Source organism: Microbulbifer maximicatervae (SeqCode) (assembly GCF_052467615.1).
Map to the genome: position 1 here is coordinate 3,472,413 of NZ_CP174319.1, position 19,471 is coordinate 3,491,883.

The 19,471-nt window shown below is 46.3% G+C and carries 16 protein-coding genes; 6 read left to right on the forward strand and 10 right to left on the reverse strand.

Going from position 1 to position 19,471, the window contains the following annotated elements; translation table 11 throughout:
* Nucleotides 1-29: 29 nt before the first annotated feature.
* The 3 genes from ACJJIM_RS15400 to ACJJIM_RS15410 all read left to right on the forward strand — a co-directional run bounded on the left by ACJJIM_RS15400 (nt 30) and on the right by ACJJIM_RS15410 (nt 2,917).
* Complete coding sequence (locus ACJJIM_RS15400; RefSeq protein ID WP_413663081.1) at nt 30-1,043, forward strand: Vgb family protein; 1,014 nt, start codon at nt 30-32, stop codon at nt 1,041-1,043.
* Between the two features lie 363 nt (nt 1,044-1,406).
* Complete coding sequence (locus ACJJIM_RS15405; RefSeq protein WP_413663082.1) at nt 1,407-2,006, forward strand: class I SAM-dependent methyltransferase; 600 nt, start codon at nt 1,407-1,409, stop codon at nt 2,004-2,006.
* A 47-nt stretch (nt 2,007-2,053) separates the two neighbouring features.
* Complete coding sequence (locus ACJJIM_RS15410; protein ID WP_444911401.1) at nt 2,054-2,917, forward strand: DUF4396 domain-containing protein; 864 nt, start codon at nt 2,054-2,056, stop codon at nt 2,915-2,917.
* Between the two features lie 78 nt (nt 2,918-2,995).
* Here the strand turns inward: ACJJIM_RS15410 and ACJJIM_RS15415 are convergent, their stop codons facing one another.
* From ACJJIM_RS15415 to ACJJIM_RS15425, 3 genes are all read right to left on the reverse strand, one after another.
* Nucleotides 2,996-3,397, reverse strand: coding sequence for a hypothetical protein (locus ACJJIM_RS15415; RefSeq protein ID WP_444911402.1), 402 nt, complete (start codon nt 3,395-3,397; stop codon nt 2,996-2,998).
* Between the two features lie 34 nt (nt 3,398-3,431).
* Nucleotides 3,432-4,346 (reverse strand): zinc metalloprotease, encoded by a 915-nt coding sequence (locus tag ACJJIM_RS15420; protein ID WP_444911403.1) that lies wholly within the window; start codon nt 4,344-4,346, stop codon nt 3,432-3,434.
* A gap of 555 nt (nt 4,347-4,901) precedes the next feature.
* The gene (locus ACJJIM_RS15425; RefSeq protein WP_413663086.1) at nt 4,902-5,453 is read right to left on the reverse strand and encodes a putative adhesin; all 552 of its coding nucleotides are present in this window, start codon (nt 5,451-5,453) and stop codon (nt 4,902-4,904) included.
* Nucleotides 5,454-6,217: 764 nt separating this feature from the next.
* On the opposite strand from ACJJIM_RS15425, the gene ACJJIM_RS15430 reads away from it, so the two are divergent.
* Genes ACJJIM_RS15430 through ACJJIM_RS15440 form a run of 3 tightly spaced genes read left to right on the forward strand, consistent with a single transcriptional unit; the run spans nt 6,218 to nt 7,306 of the window.
* Nucleotides 6,218-6,625 (forward strand): hypothetical protein, encoded by a 408-nt coding sequence (locus tag ACJJIM_RS15430; protein ID WP_413663087.1) that lies wholly within the window; start codon nt 6,218-6,220, stop codon nt 6,623-6,625.
* 6 nt (nt 6,626-6,631) lie between these two features.
* Nucleotides 6,632-6,880, forward strand: a complete 249-nt coding sequence (locus ACJJIM_RS15435) for a hypothetical protein (protein WP_413663088.1) — start codon at nt 6,632-6,634, stop codon at nt 6,878-6,880.
* 3 nt (nt 6,881-6,883) lie between these two features.
* Entirely contained in the window at nt 6,884-7,306 is a 423-nt protein-coding gene (locus ACJJIM_RS15440) for a hypothetical protein (RefSeq protein WP_413663089.1), read from the forward strand.
* A gap of 345 nt (nt 7,307-7,651) precedes the next feature.
* Here the strand turns inward: ACJJIM_RS15440 and ACJJIM_RS15445 are convergent, their stop codons facing one another.
* The 7 genes from ACJJIM_RS15445 to zwf all read right to left on the reverse strand — a co-directional run bounded on the left by ACJJIM_RS15445 (nt 7,652) and on the right by zwf (nt 19,431).
* Complete coding sequence (locus tag ACJJIM_RS15445) at nt 7,652-8,164, reverse strand: Imm26 family immunity protein (protein WP_413663090.1); 513 nt, start codon at nt 8,162-8,164, stop codon at nt 7,652-7,654.
* Entirely contained in the window at nt 8,161-12,999 is a 4,839-nt protein-coding gene (locus ACJJIM_RS15450) for an RHS repeat-associated core domain-containing protein (protein ID WP_444911404.1), read from the reverse strand. Before ACJJIM_RS15450 ends, ACJJIM_RS15445 begins: the two co-directional genes overlap by 4 nt.
* Nucleotides 13,000-13,878: 879 nt before the next feature.
* Nucleotides 13,879-15,315, reverse strand: coding sequence for a pyruvate kinase (gene pyk, locus ACJJIM_RS15455; protein ID WP_413663092.1), 1,437 nt, complete (start codon nt 15,313-15,315; stop codon nt 13,879-13,881).
* 117 nt (nt 15,316-15,432) lie between these two features.
* A complete protein-coding gene (gap, locus tag ACJJIM_RS15460; RefSeq protein WP_413663093.1) occupies nt 15,433-16,467 on the reverse strand; it encodes a type I glyceraldehyde-3-phosphate dehydrogenase in 1,035 nt (344 codons plus the stop codon).
* A gap of 75 nt (nt 16,468-16,542) precedes the next feature.
* Complete coding sequence (gene eda, locus ACJJIM_RS15465; RefSeq protein WP_444911405.1) at nt 16,543-17,169, reverse strand: bifunctional 4-hydroxy-2-oxoglutarate aldolase/2-dehydro-3-deoxy-phosphogluconate aldolase; 627 nt, start codon at nt 17,167-17,169, stop codon at nt 16,543-16,545.
* A 21-nt stretch (nt 17,170-17,190) separates the two neighbouring features.
* Entirely contained in the window at nt 17,191-17,901 is a 711-nt protein-coding gene (gene pgl, locus ACJJIM_RS15470) for a 6-phosphogluconolactonase (RefSeq protein ID WP_413663095.1), read from the reverse strand.
* A gap of 69 nt (nt 17,902-17,970) precedes the next feature.
* The gene (zwf, locus tag ACJJIM_RS15475; protein ID WP_444911406.1) at nt 17,971-19,431 is read right to left on the reverse strand and encodes a glucose-6-phosphate dehydrogenase; all 1,461 of its coding nucleotides are present in this window, start codon (nt 19,429-19,431) and stop codon (nt 17,971-17,973) included.
* Nucleotides 19,432-19,471: the final 40 nt, after the last annotated feature.

The window sequence follows — 19,471 nt, forward strand, 5'->3', positions numbered from 1 at the left end:
ACCAACATAGATAACTCTTGGAGAGAAAAATGCGCATTCATTCCTGGCGAATTTATCATCTCACCTTAGTCATGCTACTTACCACACTCCCTTTTCTACTGACGAACGCCGCTGCTCAAGAAGATAACTTACCTGACAAACTTAAATTAAACGAATGGAAGGTGCCCTGGGAGGGACTCCCCAGAGACCCGCATGTAGACAGTAAAGGTAATGTCTGGTTCTGTGGACAAGCGGGTAACTACATCGGAAAGTTTACACCGACCTCTGAAGAGTTTAAGCAGTATGAAATACCTGAAGGCACTCACCCTCATAACCTGATTGTGGATTCAAACGATATTGTTTGGTATGCAGGTAATCGCAATGCGCATATTGGGCGATTAGACACCAAGAATGGGCAAATTAAACAGTATCCAATGCCTGAAGGTATCAAAGACCCACATACGTTAATCTTCAATCGAGAGGGAAATATCTGGTTCACGGCCCAGCAAAGTAACCGCATAGGCCTGCTAAATATACAGAGTGGCAAAGTTCTAAGTGCCACCCCAACAACCGCTAATGCTCGCCCCTATGGTATTAAGATTGATGCTCAGGGAAACCCCTGGGTAGCTCTATTTGGCACCAACAAGTTAGCGCGAGTAGACGCAAAAACCATGGCCATAAGTGAGGTTAACCTGCCACGCCCAAATGCTCGCCCTCGCAGACTGGAAATCGATCCTACCGGCAATATTTGGTACGTTGATTATCCAGAAGGCTATTTGGGGCGTTATACTCCGACGACCAAGGAGTTTAAAGAGTGGAAGCTACCCAGTAAGAATCCACGCCCCTACGGAACAGCACTGGACAACAATAACCAACTTTGGCTCGCTGATACTGGAGAGATTCCAAACATCATTTTTGCCTTTAACACAGAAAAAGAGAAATTTACAAGCAAGACCCCAGTTCCAAGTGGTGGAAATATAAGATATATGTATTTTAACAATATGGATGGAAGCTTTTGGTTTGGTGTTGATTCTGGATTTATCGACCAGGGAATACCAAAATAGAAGTATATATAGCTCTATTGATATCAATCGATGTATGGCGTCACTGCAATAGTTCTATATATCCTGATACAGGACAAACTATTCAAATGCAGACTTCCATTTAGAATTCTAATTTTTTCAGCTCTACTAACAGCCATTCACGGCGCCCTATGAGGCAACCATTGATGGATTACCTTATTGGCAACCCACTACAAGTTACACTAGCTTAAAATGGCATGAAGTAGCTCGTGTGGATACTCATGGCGACCGTTATAATTATAGGTGTTGAAGTATTCGCCTCAAATAAATCAAACTCTAACGAATCTACAAAACAAAAAGCGTGCAGCAATCATTAAATAAAACTCGTAAACAGAATTTACAATTATGGAACCGAAACAAACCGGGATAGCATACGATACCATCACACATCTATGGGAACGTAAAGAGTTCAACAGGAACAACGGTATTAGCCAGTATAAGCGGGCACTTGGCTTTGTAAAAAATAGAGGCTCCGCACTAGATGTAGGGTGTGGCTGCACAGGAAGGCATATCGAGCTTCTGCTAACTGAAGGATTTTCTCCCGAGGGAATTGATGTTTCTGAGAAAATGATAGAGATCGCCAGGGATAAGTACCCTAATGTCAACTTCTATCTAGAGGATATATGTAAGTGGAAAGCCACAAGAAAATATGACTTTATAAGTGCGTGGGATAGCATCTGGCATATACCAATTGAAAAACAAGAGGAAACAATAAGGAATCTAGCGTCTTACTTAAACAAGGAAGGCGTTCTAATATTTTCCTTTGGTGGAACAGATAAAGAGGACTATCATACGAATGATGCGATGGGACCGGAATTATATTACTCCACCTTAGGCACAAATAAATTTGTACAACTCCTTATTTCATCTGGTTGTATTTGTAGACATCTGGAGTACGATCAACAGTCAGAATTACACGCCTACTTGATTGCTCAGAAGATATAATTATTTTATATACACGGGCCCCGTCCCCTCAATCATGGGTAGCCTATATGTTAACCGGAGCAATGCTTGTTTGGTTTATTCTTACGGGTCTCAGCCTAGTTTTTGTTATTTGGGACTCAATCACTAATGCGCCAACCAGCTTGGTTCAGCGCCTGGCTTGGGTATTAGTAATTCTTTATACCGGTGTTATCGGCTTAATCTTCTACCTACTCACCTGTCGCCGTCCTTTTCCTGGCGGCCACGATCAATTCACTAGGGCCACATGGAAGCAAAGTGTAAATAGCGAAATGCATTGTCTTGCAGGTGATGCAACTGGAATCCTTATCGCAGCATCTATTGTACCCACACTGGGCCTCACCAATGGATGGGACTCCATAATTGAGTACTTGGCTGGCTTTGTTTGTGGTCTGTTTATTTTTCAGGCATTGATGATGCGAAATATGTATCAGGGAAACTACTTAAAAGCAGTGGGTAAAACTTTCTTTGCTGAAACTGTATCGATGAATATGGTTATGGCTGGAATGATACCCGCTATGGTTATACTGACTTCTCTATGGCCAAACTCTGAAGACCCATCAAATGCTACCTTTTGGTTTCGTATGAGCTTGGCAAGTATTGTTGGAGGTATCACTGCTTACCCTATTAACTATTGGCTGGTAAAAAATCACTTAAAACATGGATGTATGACCCTTCCGGGAAAAGATGGAGCCGCGCCTAATCTTGGTCATTGCTCTCATGAATGTGCCCCAAATTCAGCACCGCACACCTATGGTACCTCACAAGCAGAAACCCATAAAATGGAAATGCATTCTCTATCTATAATGGAATCAAGTATATGGATAACGGGCACTTTTATAGTTCTTTTTCTTGCAATTTATGTCACGGATAAAATCACACCAATATACTTTTGATCTAAGAACCTTATGCACTCAAAATAATCGCTTAAGCATAAGATTCAAAAATTTTCTTTCTCCGCCTATAGTAAGATTTCACTCTGAGGCTGGTTGCCAATTGATTACCGGGCTTATACCTTCAGTATTACATAACCAAACAATCGCTTTTATGCCAACCTTAAGCTTCCCCTTATTATCAATGAATTTCTCCCAATCGCTGGAATGAAAAGAGCGGCCATGGATACGGAACTGCGCTAGAACCTCTTGCCAATTTGGCATATTCAAATTTAGAACCTCATTTGTTCCATGGTCAGTAGCAATCCAAAGCTTGACTCCATCTTTCACTCGCACAAGTTTTGTGATGTCTCCCTGCCATGAAGTTAATTGGTTTCGATCACAAGTCACGTACTCTGGAACAGCTAGCCTTTGAGCCAAAAGATCCGGGCTAGCAAAAACAAATAAGCTCAGCACTAAAAATAAATAATGTTCTTTATTCATAATTAAAGAAGGGGGAACAAGCCCCCCTTAACTGTTAAAGACCACGATAAGTCGCGCTTTGCTCATCCGCGCGAGTGGCCTGACCTTCAGTGAACTCATACATACAGCTATCGTCAGTGTAATCCATAAAGTTAGTTACCGGATCTTCCCCTTCAGCATTTCTTCCCCTGGTACAGGTATCCCGACCAACAGGGCAGCCATAAGCAGCCGATCTCTCCGCAGGAGTATCTGAGACGTAGTCTCCCCGGCCAAAACATCCACCTTGGAACGTATGATAAAGACCCAACCAGTGGCCAACCTCATGAGTTAAGGTGTCCCCCTCATTGTAGGGCGCAGCATCACCTCCAGGCACAGAACCAGTTAAAATTACTACGCCGTCATCAAGTGGATCAGAGGAGTAACTACTTGGGAATGTAGCCCACCCAAGTAGGCCATCACTAATTTCAGCTACATAGATATTCAAATCCCCGGCATCGCCAACTCGTAAGGAAGATTTCATTGACTGCTCAGCCGAAGAATTGTAACCAACGTTATACCAAGAATTATTTGCTGTAACAGTGGTTGAAACTAAATTAAAACTAAATGGAGTATTTGCGTAAGCATCATTCAACACATCCATTTGCGCATTAATCTCACTATTAGAAAGCGCTCCATTATTAGCTGTGTCAGTAATTACATGAAAGTAAACATCAACTTCTACAGAACCTGCAGGGCGCAATGCGTGCGCCACACTTCTATCACTTGATACACTACGCAGAGTAGAAAAATGCTGCTCTTTTAATGCAGCTTCCTGAATTGATGGGTGGTCTGTACCGCAGCGCTTTAGCCCAACGCCATTGTTGGCAGCCTCAACCGAAGAAACACTTTGAGCAAAACCTATAGTTGATGACGCAAGTACGCACAATGATAGAGCAGTTTTTATCGAGATATTGGAAACAGCCTTTCTCATAACCTAAGCCTTAATTTTATTATTTATTTACACTCCCATAAGAGCCCGCCAACTTTCCACGCTTCCATAAACTTTTGTCAATAGCACCAATTCTTAAATTGATAATAATGACATCAAACTCTTTAATAAGGCGTAACGTTCAACAAGAAAAATGTAAATCCAAAAAAATATAAACTCAAAAAAATAAAATGCAGATACATTTTCCGCTGAAATTAGTTACACATGAAATTTTTTCATGGAAAAACAAGGTGCAACTCACTTAAAAATACGAATGAAAATTCGCGGAACCTGAAATTACTGACAGGTAAAATCCCAATAAAAAAATACCGAATTTTATTTCAACAAAGCGGACAATTATATTTTTTATGATACATCATCGCAAAAATAGCTCGCACCAACTGGGGTTAATAATAAAAAGATATTCCAATCACTAAAGTATCTAATTCAAAAGACCAATCACAAATAACAAAGACCACCTACCTCCTGTGGTCATGGAGATAAGTGGCCTTTATAAATTTTGCAGCTTTTAAACTAGAGTGAACACTCTACTCTAAATTAGCCCCACTGTTTTTGAGAGCTAAGATCATTTCCGCTGCTCGGCGAGCGGCAGGCAGTAAAGTGAAGCTTGTTATAACCTAGCTTATTTTCAGTAATGGCTTTTAGGACATCATCCAAATGAATATGGGCTCCTTCTTCAACCAAAATCAAATCATGATTATGAAGACCGCTCTCCCATGCCTTTTTTATATTATCCATATGACCTGGACTTTTTTCATTATATGAAAGATTATAATTGTAAACCTCAGAACCACCACCAGCTATAGAGTGCACTTTTCCTGATCCCATATTGAGAAACTGTTTAGCTCCAAAATCTGCTACACTATTTTTTCCGTCCGCAGGCTCGCCTGTTTTTGTCAAGCTTCTGACTGCATGATCAGAGGATGCAGAGCCATGAAAAGAGTAGAAGTATAGAGCTAATGTCTCTGGCACTTTGGCCTCACCAAAAGATCCCTTATCATATGAACCATGTGCGTAAAGAATCGCCTCTTTACCATTGGCTTGTTCTTTTTTATGAATTATTACTTTTCCAAACTGAATGGTTTTCATCACAATCCCTATCGTTCAAAGGTTACAGAATCTATTTTTTGACTACAACACCAAGGCACGGTCATAAATTTTAGATTCTTCATTTTAAGCTAAGCTTAATTGTTTTTAATAGTTGCAGATAAACAAAGTTAGATCAATGGAAATAAAATCTACGTAAGCGACTGAAATCCAACCTTCATTGCCACCCTCCCATTAAAGCAAAACCATAATCAGAAAAAGTAGAAAAACCACCAGCTGCGAAACAAACATCATACAAAAACCCAAAATAATTACAAAACCTCAATTAAGGAATTTTTCATCCACATTTCAAACTAGGAGTAAAAGGATTTAAGCTAAATGAAAAACCTCACAAAAAAATGGTTATGTAACCTTCGAAACTGAGACTAAATTTTGCACGACAAAAAGTTCTATCACACATAAAAGACAACATTTTTACCTGTTACAACCATCATATAGTCAAGCACACCTAGCAAACTCTTTGTTCAATTTTTTTGACTAAAGTGAGAGGTGTAGGGCATGCCACCCCTCATCATTGCTCTAGGAAGAAAGGTCAATAAGCTACAAAAATCTAGATTGACAACATAAGCAACACTATATGAAATGCAGAGTTATTTTTTTACAAACATACTAGAGAGAAATCTCTCACAGACGGCTAAGACTTAAACAGCTTTACGGCCTACCCTTTCAGTTGGATTACTATTTTAAGCTGATAAGAAAGAATTGATGAGCTGTGGACGAATGTCTAAGCTGAAAAAGAGTGGCATATGGTATGGATAAAACAAGATAAAAACTCCTCACCAAATCAACCTCCAAATATGAAAGATATAAATCGTATGTTACCAGGCATTGGAGGCTTTCTGGAGCGAAACAGCGATGGTGAGCCTGATGTCAAAACTGTTTGGCAGGGACAAACTAAACTGCCTCACTATTTGAAGGCAGCGGAGACTTTAAATCGGCTTAAAGGGTATGTATTAAATGTAGTAGTTCAGACTCGGTCTGACAGTTACCAGTTTTTAAAAAGGTGCTCCGTCAGGTCAAATTCAGTTTACAAGTTTTTCCTTCCTGATACTTTTCTATCTTTAAATGTTGCCATCTGTGTGCGGCGTGCATTTCTTTGTGCCAGAGATACTGAATCCGGAAAAGAATACGAGCATCGGCACGAATTGATTTAAAGCCGTATGCATAAATTGGCCGAGGTGTTTGCGCTAGATATTGCTGCCTATGCGGTAATAAGTAATCACTACCACATAATGCTATACATCGACACAGATTCTGATGATAAGGTAATTACTCGTTGGCAAAAGCTCTTCAAAGCCTCTAGCTTAGTCCAGCGCTATATTCAAGGCGATACCCTCGATCACGCTGAAGTAAACAGACTAAAAGAAGTCGCCTTTCTATGGCGGGAACTCCTAATGAATATCAGCTGATTTATGCGCTGCCTGAACGAGTCCATCGCCCGCCAGGCCAATGCCGAGGACAACTGCACCGGTTGTTTCTGGGAAGGGCGTTTCAAGTCTCAGGCCTCGCTGGATGAAAGAGCCCTTGCCGCCTGCCTCGCTTACGTGGACCTCAACCCTATCCGTGCCGGTATCGCTAAAACGTCAGAAGAATCCGATTACACTTCGATCCAGCAACGCATTCACACAGCCATCTCAGGCGAGCAGCCCAAAAGCCTAATGCCACTGGTGGGCGGGGAGCACCGGGATATGCTTAAAGGCTTGCCTTTTCAGCTGGATCACTATTTAGAGCTAGTAGACTGGAGTGGCCGGCAGCTGCACCCTAAAAAGCGCGGCGCTATTTCCGAAAACATCCCACCTATTTTAAATCGGCTGGGTATTTCGCCAAAACACTGACTCTATCTAAACCATAATTTTGAAAGCCGCTTTAAACGCTTGGTGGACTCAGCGGAAGCGGTACACCAGGTCTGTGCGCGGCAAAATAAACGCTAGGTACACGGGCTGCGGATTGCCAGCGCTTTCTTAGCCCCACCCCCTGCTAAATTACAGAAACCCGCTTATCAGCTGCCCTAGATTATATCGCCCTAACTCTACTCTCCCCTAATTCCCTACGGGCTCCCCATAAGATCTTTTAACGCCAAATTGCCATCTATTTTGAGAAAGATATACCAGCTACCAAGTAGTGGCACAAAAATTCTTGTCTAGTTTCCGACTCTCCATTCTTTGGATGTCCAGGATTGCTTATTTTGACTTATACTGCTCTTTGGATAACTCATTAACCAATCTATTTTCTAATTGCGCTGCAGTCCATAGTTTATGCGACTCTATTGATTTTGCATTTTTAATTTTGTCAAAAGGAAACTCTTTTCCATCACACCAAACACGCCGATCATCACCTCGACCAAGAACAAATTTAATTTTGCTATAACCAGAATCTTTCTCTCTATTATAACTTTTTGATGATCCAACTTTCCGCCATCTTTTTTTAGATATCCCGTCCCCGACTATATAGACCGGATCAATTAGACGAGGCCTATTAATAATTGACTCAATATCTGAGCCGGCAGGTCCAACAAAATCAAAAATCTCGATGAGGATACCCGCCCCACCCTCACTAGCTACTATTCTACAAAAGCAAAACTCTTGATCGCCCTCACCAAACTTAAACCTAGAATAGCTTTTAAGACTATAATCTTCTGTCAAAAATAATGGAATGAAATATACATCTCCATCTTCAAGTTTTAAACTTTTCATTTTTCTTTACATCCTCGACCTATCGATTTAGCAGGGGTGATTTCAATAACCGCACTCTCATACTCTTGATTAAACATAACCCCCCTTTCATCCGTTCTATTTTTATCAAAAGAATTAACTTTGTTGCCTCTATTCGTCTCAGAAATTGGCTCCCCTATAACTCCTGTTAAAGTACTGTGCTTTTCTATGTATGCCTGCTCATATCCCCGGGCTTGTGCAAAAGTTAAATCCCTCTTTAAAACTACTTGCTCACCTGTTCTCGGATCATAACGACCTGAACGTGTATGTTCATCAAGCCTACGAATAGGATCATTAGAGATCCCTATATAATAGGGTTCATCTGCTCCAGGCTCGTACAAGCCATAAACGGAAAACCCCGTTTCATCAAGCGCTGTTAGCCCGAATGGGTCAATCCAAACTAATGGGTTAGTCACATACCGATAATTATTTATCCCCCCCAACAAGCCAACTGGATCCTGCTGAGTAAACTCCCCAACTTCTGGGTCATAGTACCTAAACCGATTGTAGTGCAGTCCAGTTTCTTCATCGAAGTACTGCCCCTGGAAGCGAATAGGCTGCTCTATTTGGTTTTCATGAGCCAGTGCAATATTGCCATAGCTCTGATAAGCAACACTCCAAACCACCTCACCTTCCTGATTGGTAAGGGTATCAGGCGTTCCCAGATGATCCAGGTGGTAGTGATAAACCTGCTCATCTTCTTTTAGAGCAACCGGCTTAAAGGTACCCGGCTCGAAGTAGTAGGTGCGGGTATTCAGGTCCTGCCGCGTATGGATATCGGCTTTATTTTCACGAAGCAGAACATCGCCATCCCAGAGGAAGCTGGTTTGTTCACTGTTGGTGTTCTTACCAACACGACGACCCAGTGGATCGTACTGGTAGTGAATTTCTTGTTGAAGCTTTTCGCCGCCCTTTTCTACCTCGAGTTTTTCAACCCGCACCAACTGCTGGCGACTGTTGTACTGATAGCGGGTTTGAAGCTTCTGCCCTTTACCGCGCAGCTCGGCGATACGGTTGCCGTGGATATCGTAGCGATAGTGAGTATCGCCACGGAAGGCTAAACGGTTACCTTTGACCTGGGTGGCGCTGGCCTGTTGCTTGGCTTCATCCTTTGAATTAGCGGCGGCCAGAATATTGTGTGCGGGATCGTGCACAAAATGCTCTGGGTTAGGGCCATCAACCTGGGTGAGGCGATCCAGGGCGTCGTAGTGGTAGCTGCGGGTGCCACGTAGACTGTCCTCGATTTTGGCAATCTGGCCAGCTTTATTGTAGTGGTAGCTTCGCTCCAGGATTGAGTGAGAGTTTTGAGTTGGGTCGGAGACTGGGCCACTAGCTTTGTTTAGACATAGCCTTTGCAGCCGCCCTTGAGGGTCATAATCTCGCTGGCTCTCCAGCCCATTGCCGTGCTGGCGCTGACTCTCCCTGCCCTGCTCATCATGATTGATATTGGTAATCAGCTGATCGGAGTTGCTGCCTACCGGGCGGCGGTGCAGGCTCTCGAATTGGCCGGCGGGGTTAAAGGCGAAGTTGAGCACTTCACCATCGGGCAAGGTCGTGGCGATGCGATTGCCGGCAGCATCATAGTTATGGCTGAGTTTATCTTTGCCCTGCCAATCCGCAGTTACGCGTCCGTTAGCATCATATTCCCAGCGCAGCTTGCGGTGGGCATTTTCCGCTTCGATCAGCTGGCCGCTGCGGCTATAGCGGAAATTGGTTGCACCATCCGGGGTGACTTCTTCCAATAGGCGGCCAAAGGGGTCGCGCTCAAAGATGGTATCCACACCTTTGCCGGTATCAGCATCAGTCACTGCCCTGGAACTAATCAGGTGCCCGGCGCGGTTATAGGCGTAGCGAGTCACGCGTCCATCGAAGCCCACTTCTTCAATCAGGCGTTCGTTCAGGTCGTATTTGAGCTGGTACCGCTCACCATTTTCATTGGTGAGGCCCACAAGGTTGCGCTCGCCGTCGTAGTGGTACTCCAGGCGGCTGCCGTCCGGGTTAGTGCGCATCTTAACCTGGCTGAGGCCGTCGTAGGCGTAGCAGGTGCTGCGGCCTTCGGAGTCCATAACTTCCGCAAGCAGCCCCTGGGGGTTGTAACTGTACTGAGTCCTGGCTCCATCCGGGGTAATAACTGCATGGATTCGATCCTGGGCGTCGTATTCATAGCGGGTTATCTGGCCGGGGGCATGCTGAACTTCTTCCAGGCGGCGTGCACCGTCATAACGATAGTGCTGGGTGCGGCCCATGGGGTCTTTGACCGCTGCCAGCTTACCTTCCGGGTTCCATAGATAGCGAGTGGCGTTGCCCAAGGGATCGGTAACACTGCCGATCAATCCTACCGGGTTATAGCTATATCGGGTGCTACTGCCAAGAGGGTCTTTGGTGGTGACGATCTGGCCTTTCTTGTTGTATTCACGTTGCCAGGAGTTACCGGCGGGATCAGTCACTTTGGCAGGCAGACCTTCACCGTTGTACTCGATGCGGTGGCTGTTGCCAGCGGCATCGGTCTTTTGTATCAAGCGACCCTGGTCATCATACTTATAGAGTTCTTCTCGCCGACTGCCATCATCGCTAGGCAATTGTACTTTGGTAACTTGGCCCAGATCGTTGTAGCTGTAGAGGGTCTCTGCACCTTCAGGGTCGCGGTGATAAATCGGTAGGGCGCGATCATTAAAGCGGTAACGTTCCTGTCCCCCACGAGTATCCGTTACGGTAACGCCGTGGCCATCCTCATCCCAGGCAAATTTGTAGTTGTAGGTAGCCTGCCCGTCGATAGCATCACCCCATTGGCGTACGCAACGGGCAGATGGGCCTTCTTTATCCCACTCAAAGTAAAAGCGGTAACCGGTTTTTAGGATGCGCTTGGAAATAACATGCTGGTGATATTCATATTGCTCACTGTAGCCATCCGCATCGGTGGCTTTTATCAGATCACCTTCATCACTGTATTCGTACTGAGCCAGTATTTTAATGCGACCATCGCGAGTTTCTTTCTTTAACTCGCCAATACGCAGGCTATTGGGCTGCCCTTCGGGCGGGCTGATATGCAGAGCTTCACCGAGGCTGCTCTCGATACAAATCAGGCGCTCATCAATATAGTGGAAGAGGTAATAGTTACCGTAGCCGTCGCGGATTTCAGAGAGTTTTAGAGCCCCTTTAGTACCTGTCGCCTTGAAGTGTTTTTGCACACCATTTTGGGCTCCATAGGGAGTTACAACCCAGTGCTCATCGTTCACGCGAGTTAACGATAAATTTTCCACCACATTGTGGCTGCGGCCGCTATTACCCGGTGCAGGTAAGCTGATTACCCGGCCCTCGGCATCATGAAACTGTACCGCTTTGCCTGGACGCCATACCAGGCGCTCATTCAACGTGTGGGTCCAGCCGTGGCCCAAACCGAAATCCCTGGCGTTACTGCTGCGGTAAGTTCGCGCCAGAGCTAGTGGCAGTGGGCCATCCAGCACCGTATCCACCAAAGTCAGACGCTCTTCACCTGTTTTTAAGTTGATCGGTTCACCACCTTCACAGGCATTGGCATTGCACTGGGAGGTGTCACCGTTCTGGTTTTCCCCGGTATCGCTATTGGTATTGTCCGGCTCGTTGCTATTATTCGCTTGGCTACCTTGCGACTCACTTGAATTATTATTGGAACCACTATTGCTTTGATTGGAATTTGAGGTAGTGCTGCTGGCCCCTGAGCCACCAGAACTGCCAGAGCTGGCTGGCGGAGCCGCCGCTTCTGAGGAACTCAAATCGGAGAAATTAGCGCCTTCCCCTCCTTTAGCGTTGCCACCCTTTTTCTTGGAAACTAGCTGTTGCTGCTTCTTCAGTTTGGCCAAGTCCAACATCAGCTCGCCGACATTTTTAAAGGACTTCAGCAGGCGCGCATTTTTGGCCATAGCTACAGCGGCGCCGACGCCTCCAGTAATCGCCGCTAGGACGATAGTGAGGATAATTTCAAAGGCACCACCGCCGGCTATTTCTGTAATTTCCAGGCTGTGTTGTGCTTTTACATAATCCTCGGCAAAACGGAAGATAACCCCGCGCAGGGCCGGATCATCGTAAATAATTTGAGCAACGTCGAATGCCAAATCCAATTGCTGCCGAGTAACCTTTGAAGGGTCAAAACCGAGTACATCCACCACTTCTTTTTGCAGATCCGTAACGTACTCCTGGCCAGATTCTGCGAAGCTCTTGTCATTCCAGAAGTAATTTGCTGTGGCAACACCCAACCTATGCGACTGACGCAGAGGATTCAGCATTTGCGCCACTTCAAGCACATCTTTTGTCCATACCGCCAAGCCCCAGGCGGCATTGCCAAAACCGGTCGCGCCACTTTCAATATAGGCACCCACTTTTTCCAGCATTGAGCGCTTCTCATGCTGCTGCTGGATTTGAGCCGCCTCTGCCCTCTCCTGGGCAATAATTTGCTGTAGGCCGATACGAATCTTGGCAATCAACTCAGCCTGTTTCTCAGCAATTACGGTAGCTGCCGTTGGCGCTTCTTCAATAATCAGTCGATTCTGAATTAAAGCGCGATAAATCTCTCGTTCAGAAGAGGACAAGTGGCCAGGCGGCTCAGATAGGGGCCCCAGGAAGATTGTGCCCGAAGTACCCGCTTGAATACTGGTACTGAGCAAATTGCAGGAGCTACCTCCCAGGCTGAAAAAGTGTTGGTAAATTTTCTCAATAACCGCATCGTCGAACATCGAAAGCAAGTGGCCGACATCGACCTGCATAGGAATTCCCAGCGGGTACGTCCACCCTACTCTCACTTCGTACTGGATGCCTTGCTTATTTTCAACACGTAGCTGCATGATAATCCTTTAAACACTTACGCCTATCTGGACCTAGTGGGGACCTAATTCAGTTAACTCTCACCCGCGAACATCAGGGAACCCCCAAAGAACTCCGGTAAGCTTTCGATTCCGTCTATTTTTCGAACAAAATACCCTTAAGCTGAAACCAGCGTGACTTCAACTGATAATTCCTCCGGGCTTTGTCGGCGTCGATTAAAATCGAAATTGAAAGACCAGCCAATACCACGCCATTACACAACGAAGCCGCTGAGAAGAACATTCTCTATCCAAAAAAGGGAGCTTAAGGGCTACTGTGCTAGAAGAATACTAACGATTAGATTCTTATCTTCCTTTTCAATCTAAATAGGTCAAGAATCCAAGTGGCGCCGAATAAAACATAGGGCTGAGATCTACTTCGCGAGGTTACCGCAAATTAGGAAAATACGGTAGATAGCAAGTGTTAAGCTGAGTAGCGAAGCTTTCGGGAACAGTGATCAAAACTTCAGTAATGAAGAATTAGACTAAAACCATCATCGATTAATTTTTAATAATCAAATAAATATAGTACCTGCGTATTAGAAAAATATCCCGCAATACAACTTCTATGAACAATTATTGTTCAGTTGATTAAAGTAATTGGATAATTTCTCAACAGCGAGTATCAATATTCCATTATTGATAAAAGTATCTAATTAGATAGCGTTTGGCGGACCGCGAAATTGAATTTTTAGATTTGTGACACTCATCACAAAATAATTCAATTACAGGCTGAGGGAAAGGGGAAAATCAGCAAACATGAATGGCTGGAAAATAGCGTTAACTGCAAATAAAGCGCTTATGGGTTGAAGTAGGCCCAGTAACCTCATTATCAGGTGCCTGGGCCTTTTTTCAGAAAGCCTATTCGATCTCTTTGATCCGCATGGAGTTGGTGTGCCCACCCATATTGAGGCGTTCCCCCTGGGTAATCAGTACCCGCTGCCCTTTCTGCAAATCGATTCTAGAGCTTAATACCTCGATAACCGCTTCGGTTAAATGTCCCAGGGGAACTGAAGCCGGATCAAAGCTCACTGTCTCTACTCCCCGTAACAGCATCAGCTGGCGAGCGATCTTAGGGTGCCGGGTTAGTGCATAGATCGGCAAGCGAGTATTTGCACGGGACATCATTCTCGGTGTGCGGCCAGACTCGGTCAATGCGGCTACAGCACAGAGGTTCTCCACTCGCGTTGCAACATCAATCGCCGCCTGGGCAATCACAGTATCGATTAAAGCTGAAGAACCGTGGTCCTCTGCAGTATAGGGAACACTACCCAAATACTGTTCAGCGCCGATAATCACTTCACTCATAGATTCCACAGCGGCAACCGGGTAATCGCCCGCTGCTGTTTCCGCCGATAGCATAACTGCATCGGTACCGTCCAGCACCGCATTGGCAACATCCATCACCTCGGCACGGGTGGGAGTCGGGCTGGTAATCATCGACTCCATCATTTGTGTTGCAGTGATTACGCCGCGATTGAGAGCATTTGCGCGGTTGATCAGTTTTTTCTGCACCCCGACCAAAGCAGGATCTCCGATCTCTACCCCCAAATCACCGCGAGCTACCATAATCGCATCGGAAGCCAGGATTAGGCTGTCCATTTGCTCATCATCGGCAACAGCTTCGGCCCTTTCAACTTTGGCGACGATCGCCGCTTGGCTACCAGCCTCTGCCATGGCTTTGCGAGCAGTATCCAAATCTTCTGCACAGCGCGGAAAACTGACCGCGAGGAAATCCACTTCGAGATCTGCTGCCAGCTTGATATCCCGGTAGTCTTTTTCTGTCAGAGCCGGTGCAGACAGGCCGCCGCCCAACAAGTTGATGCCCTTGTTATTCGACAGCTTACCGCCCTGTAAAACCCGGCAATAGAGCTTGCTTGGGGTAGTGCCGGTTACTTCGAGACGAATCTTGCCGTCATCTAACAGCAGGATATTGCCGGACTGGCAGTCGCTAATCAGGCTTGGATAATCCACTCCAACGCGGTGCTCATCTCCCCCTTCAACCGGGCAATCCAGGTCGAGGGTAAATTCGTCATTGTTTTCAAGCTGTACACTGCCCTTGGCAAAACGGGCAATGCGGATTTTGGGACCCTGCAAGTCCCCCAAAACCGCAACAATTTTTCCCTGCGCTTCGGCGGCGTTGCGCACCTCTGTAACGCGGCGTCGGTGATCCTCTGCCGATCCGTGAGAAAAGTTCAGACGTACAACGTTCACCCCTGCGCGAATCATTTCATCAATTACGCGAGGCTTGTCCGTACCCGGGCCTAAGGTTGCTACGATTTTTGTATGGCGAATCATAAGATCCCGTCATCTAATAAATTGAGAAGGAGGTTCAGAGGGCTATCAAACAGGAATTCTATGTCCATTTAATGGCCCTCAGTAATTGAATTACCAAAATATGGTAAATGAGGGGGATCAGGCGGATTCAGCAACAGGCTGCTTCAACTGAAGTGACTCAGCCATTGCCAGACTGGTATCCAACATGCGGTGGGAGAAGCCCCACTCATTATCGTACCAGGCCATGACCTTCACCAAGTTACCATTCACACGGGTGTGGTTCGCATCAAAGTGACTGGAGGCACTGGTGTGATTGAAGTCCACGGATACCAAGGGCTGATCGCAGTAGGTCAGTACACCGCCACTGGCCTTAGCAGCTTCCTGCATAATGCGGTTAACTTCTTCGGCGGTGGTGTCACGGCCGGAAATAAACTGACAGTCCACCAGAGACACATTACTTACCGGTACACGGACGGCCATACCATCGAGGCGACCTTTTAACTCAGGCAATACCAAACCTACCGCTGCAGCCGCACCTGTTTTGGTAGGGATCATATTATCCGCCGCCGCACGGGCACGATAAATATCTGCGTGCACTGCATCTTGGGTATTCTGGTCATTGGTATAGGCATGCACGGTGGTCATAAAGCCGCGCTCAATACCCAATTCACGATGCAGTGCCTGAGCTACAGGTGCCAGACAGTTGGTAGTGCAAGATGCATTGGATACCACACGGTGATCCGCAGTGAGATTGCTGTCGTTTACACCGTAAACAACTGTGAGGTCCGCATCTTTTGAGGGTGCAGAAATCAGCACTGCAGCGGCACCGGCTTCTATATGGGCAGAAGCGGAAGCGCGATCGGTAAAGCGGCCAGTACACTCCAGGACTAAATCCACACCCAGTTGCTTCCAAGGCAATTTGGAAGGGTCGCGCTCCTGGCAAACCTGAACTCGATCACCACCAATAACCAGAGCATCACCATCGACTTTGACGTCTGTACCAAAGCGACCGTGAATAGTATCGAAGCGAGTCAGGTGAGCATTAGAAGCTACCGGAGCGAGATCATTAATCGCGACCAATTGAACACGATCGCTGTAGCCTGATTCATAGATAGCTCGGGTGACATTTCTACCGATACGACCGTAACCATTAATGGCAATTTTAATTTTCATCTCGCTTTACCCTCTTTATATGCTTCTGGTTTTTCAAGTGGCACCCGCTTGCGAGTGCACCATACCGAGTGTGTGTTATTTCAATTCCGCAGCTTGTTTTGCCAGACGAGTAATCTCTGCCCAGTTCTTTTCACGAACCAGAGTGCTGCTCGCCATCCAGGAACCACCGACACAAACCACATTGTTCAGAGCCAGAAAGTCCGGGGCATTTTGAGGCCCTATACCACCGGTGGGACAAAAGCGAACGTCTTGTATCGGACCGCCAATGGATTTCAGCATTGGCACTCCCCCTGCCGCCTGGGCTGGGAAAAATTTCTGGTAGCGATAACCACGCTCGTAGAGGCGCATCACTTCTGAAACACTGGCAGCACCGGGCAGCAGCGGTACTTCACTGCCTTCAGCAGCATTCAGTAGGCGGTCGGTTGCGCCGGGGCTCACCATAAAGCTGGCGCCGGCTTCGATAGAGCGACGCAGATCATCACCATTTAGCACCGTGCCAGTTCCCACATGGGCTTCCGGCAGGTGTTTTGCAATTTGTTCAACAACTTCCAGGGCTGCCTCAGTGCGCAGGGTTACCTCAAGTACTTTCAGGCCACCTTCAATCAAAGCCCCGGCAAGAGGGAGGGCATCTTCAACTTTATCTACAACCAGTACTGGGACAACGCCAGCTACCTGCAAAATCTCGGCGATATTTTTCTGCATCAGATAATTCCAAATCTTTCGTTAAGGCGCCCAGTAAACAGTGACTGGTTTCAGCCCCTGCTTAAGAATACTGCGCACCGGCATTTCTAACTCATCACTGCCGAGCAACGCCTCGCGATAAACTTTTAGCTTCTCTTCGCCAGTGATCAATAACTTGATATTGCGCGCTTGCAAAATTGCACTCAGGGTCAAAGTCATACGCTCGGTATTGGAGCCGGTAACTTCACTTTGATTAGCAGTAATTGCCTTGCACAACTTTTGTGATTCAGGATTTAGTGCATCCTGTAAGCCCTGTGCATGGGGGAATAGTGATGCGGTGTGGCCGTCACTGCCCATACCCAGCAAACAAACATCAAACGGTTTCTGCAACTCGCCATATGCGCGCTCACAGGCCTCTTCACCTTCAGCGGCTGATGCATGTGAATTTTTCATACCCAGAAAATTGGCTTCGGCGCCAAAATTCTGTAAAAGCGACTTTTCAATAAAAGCTGCGTTACTACCGCTTTCGGTTTTTTCTACCCAGCGCTCATCAACGAGAGCCGCTGTAATTTGCGACCACGGAAGCGGGCGTTTGGATAGCTCGCGATATACTGGTTCCGGCGTACTGCCGCCAGATACCAGGAAACTTGCGTGATTATTTTCTTTAATACCTTTTTGCAGTTCGCAAGCACAATCGTGGGCTAGAGCCTGCACCAGGCGCTCGCGATCTTGGAAAAATTTTTCTTCAGCCATGGATTCTTCCATTTCTCTTAGTGGAAACCGGCGCGGTAAAATTAATAGCTGCGCCGGCTTTCCAGATTATTACTGCGCGTTAAACCAATGACGATCACTGCGTGACAGCAGTTTTTCTGCCTCTTCTGGCCCCCAGCTACCTGCAGGATAGGGCTGCGGCTGATTAGCCGTTTCGCGCCAATGCTCAATAATTGGATCAACCCACGCCCAGGCAGCGGCAACTTCGTCGCGGTGGATAAAGAGCGCGGGATTATTTGCTGCAGCATCCAACATCAGGCGCTTATAAGCGTCGCTGCGGAAACTGTCGTAAGTATCAGAAAGGGTTAAATTCAATTCGGCCGGTTGCAACTCAGTGGTGAGACTGTCCATTTTTTTCGCCATCAAAACCAGCTTGATACTTTCTTCCGGCTGTAAGCGAATAACCAAGCGATTGGGGACAACCTTTCCGGCTGACTCATCGTATACATGATGAGAAACATTTTTGTACTGCACTACAATTTCGGCACAACGCTTTTCCATGCGCTTGCCGGTACGCAAGTAAAACGGCACCCCTGCCCAACGCCAACTATCGATATGCGCTCGAATTGCAACGAAGGTTTCGGTTGAACTGGTTCCACCGTCGAGTTCATCGAGGTAACCAGGAACATCATTGCCATTGATTTGCCCAGCTATATACTGGCCACGCACAACGTTCTTATCGACCAAATTACCGGTAAGCGGGCGCAAAGCCTCAAGCACCTTAATTTTTTCTGCACGGATATTCTTCGCCGACATGCTGTTGGGAGATTCCATGGCGATAAGGCACAGCAGTTGCAGCAGATGGTTTTGCACCATATCCCGCATAGCACCAGTTTCATCATAAAAGCCCGCACGCCCTTCCAGGCCTACGGTTTCTGAAATACTGATCTGGATATGATCAATGGTTTTTGCATCCCAAAGATGCTCAAACAATACATTGCTAAAACGCAGTGCAAGAAGGTTTTGAACAGTTTCTTTACCTAGATAGTGATCGATACGGAAGATACTATCTTCTGGGAAGTAACTGGCAATTTTACTGTTAATTTCATCAGAAGTTTGGGCGTTATAGCCCAGCGGTTTTTCTACCACGACCCTGGAATTTCCAGTGATAAGGCCTTTTACGGAGAGGTTTTCGCAGCAGGGGCCAAATACCGCGGGCGGTATTGCCAAATAGAAAATACGAACCCGCTCTGAGTCGGAACCGAGAATTTCTGCCAGGTGATCCCACTGGCTATCCGGTACGGCAATATCCAGTGCGATCGGACAAAGTAATTGGCTAAATTGGTCCCAGCTCGAAGCACTGTACTCACCCTCACGGAGATATTTTTGCAGTGCCTGGTGGGCTGTATCGATATATTGATCAACATCTGATTGGCGGCGACACACCGGAAGGATGCGACAGCCCTCAACCAAGCTGCCCTCTCTAAATGCTCGGTAAAGTGCCGGTAGTAACTTGCGCAGTGCAAGGTCTCCGCCTCCACCAAATAACACCATATCAAAAGGGTTAATCATAAATTTTGCTCTGAGATCGTTCTTTTCTCGGAGCCTGTTT

What these genes read in the sequence shown, in the direction of transcription:
- ACJJIM_RS15400 (WP_413663081.1), top strand. Translation starts at nt 30, where the DNA reads ATGCGCATTCATTCCTGGCGAATTTATCATCTCACCTTAGTCATGCTA.
- gap (WP_413663093.1), bottom strand. Translation starts at nt 16,467, where the DNA reads ATGAAAATTAAAATTGCCATTAATGGTTACGGTCGTATCGGTAGAAAT.
- zwf (WP_444911406.1), bottom strand. Translation starts at nt 19,431, where the DNA reads ATGATTAACCCTTTTGATATGGTGTTATTTGGTGGAGGCGGAGACCTT.
- ACJJIM_RS15410 (WP_444911401.1), top strand. Translation starts at nt 2,054, where the DNA reads ATGTTAACCGGAGCAATGCTTGTTTGGTTTATTCTTACGGGTCTCAGC.
- ACJJIM_RS15405 (WP_413663082.1), top strand. Translation starts at nt 1,407, where the DNA reads ATGGAACCGAAACAAACCGGGATAGCATACGATACCATCACACATCTA.
- ACJJIM_RS15425 (WP_413663086.1), bottom strand. Translation starts at nt 5,453, where the DNA reads ATGAAAACCATTCAGTTTGGAAAAGTAATAATTCATAAAAAAGAACAA.
- eda (WP_444911405.1), bottom strand. Translation starts at nt 17,169, where the DNA reads ATGCAGAAAAATATCGCCGAGATTTTGCAGGTAGCTGGCGTTGTCCCA.
- ACJJIM_RS15415 (WP_444911402.1), bottom strand. Translation starts at nt 3,397, where the DNA reads ATGAATAAAGAACATTATTTATTTTTAGTGCTGAGCTTATTTGTTTTT.
- ACJJIM_RS15420 (WP_444911403.1), bottom strand. Translation starts at nt 4,346, where the DNA reads ATGAGAAAGGCTGTTTCCAATATCTCGATAAAAACTGCTCTATCATTG.
- ACJJIM_RS15440 (WP_413663089.1), top strand. Translation starts at nt 6,884, where the DNA reads ATGCGCTGCCTGAACGAGTCCATCGCCCGCCAGGCCAATGCCGAGGAC.
- ACJJIM_RS15445 (WP_413663090.1), bottom strand. Translation starts at nt 8,164, where the DNA reads ATGAAAAGTTTAAAACTTGAAGATGGAGATGTATATTTCATTCCATTA.
- pgl (WP_413663095.1), bottom strand. Translation starts at nt 17,901, where the DNA reads ATGGCTGAAGAAAAATTTTTCCAAGATCGCGAGCGCCTGGTGCAGGCT.
- ACJJIM_RS15435 (WP_413663088.1), top strand. Translation starts at nt 6,632, where the DNA reads ATGCATAAATTGGCCGAGGTGTTTGCGCTAGATATTGCTGCCTATGCG.
- pyk (WP_413663092.1), bottom strand. Translation starts at nt 15,315, where the DNA reads ATGATTCGCCATACAAAAATCGTAGCAACCTTAGGCCCGGGTACGGAC.
- ACJJIM_RS15430 (WP_413663087.1), top strand. Translation starts at nt 6,218, where the DNA reads ATGGTATGGATAAAACAAGATAAAAACTCCTCACCAAATCAACCTCCA.
- ACJJIM_RS15450 (WP_444911404.1), bottom strand. Translation starts at nt 12,999, where the DNA reads ATGCAGCTACGTGTTGAAAATAAGCAAGGCATCCAGTACGAAGTGAGA.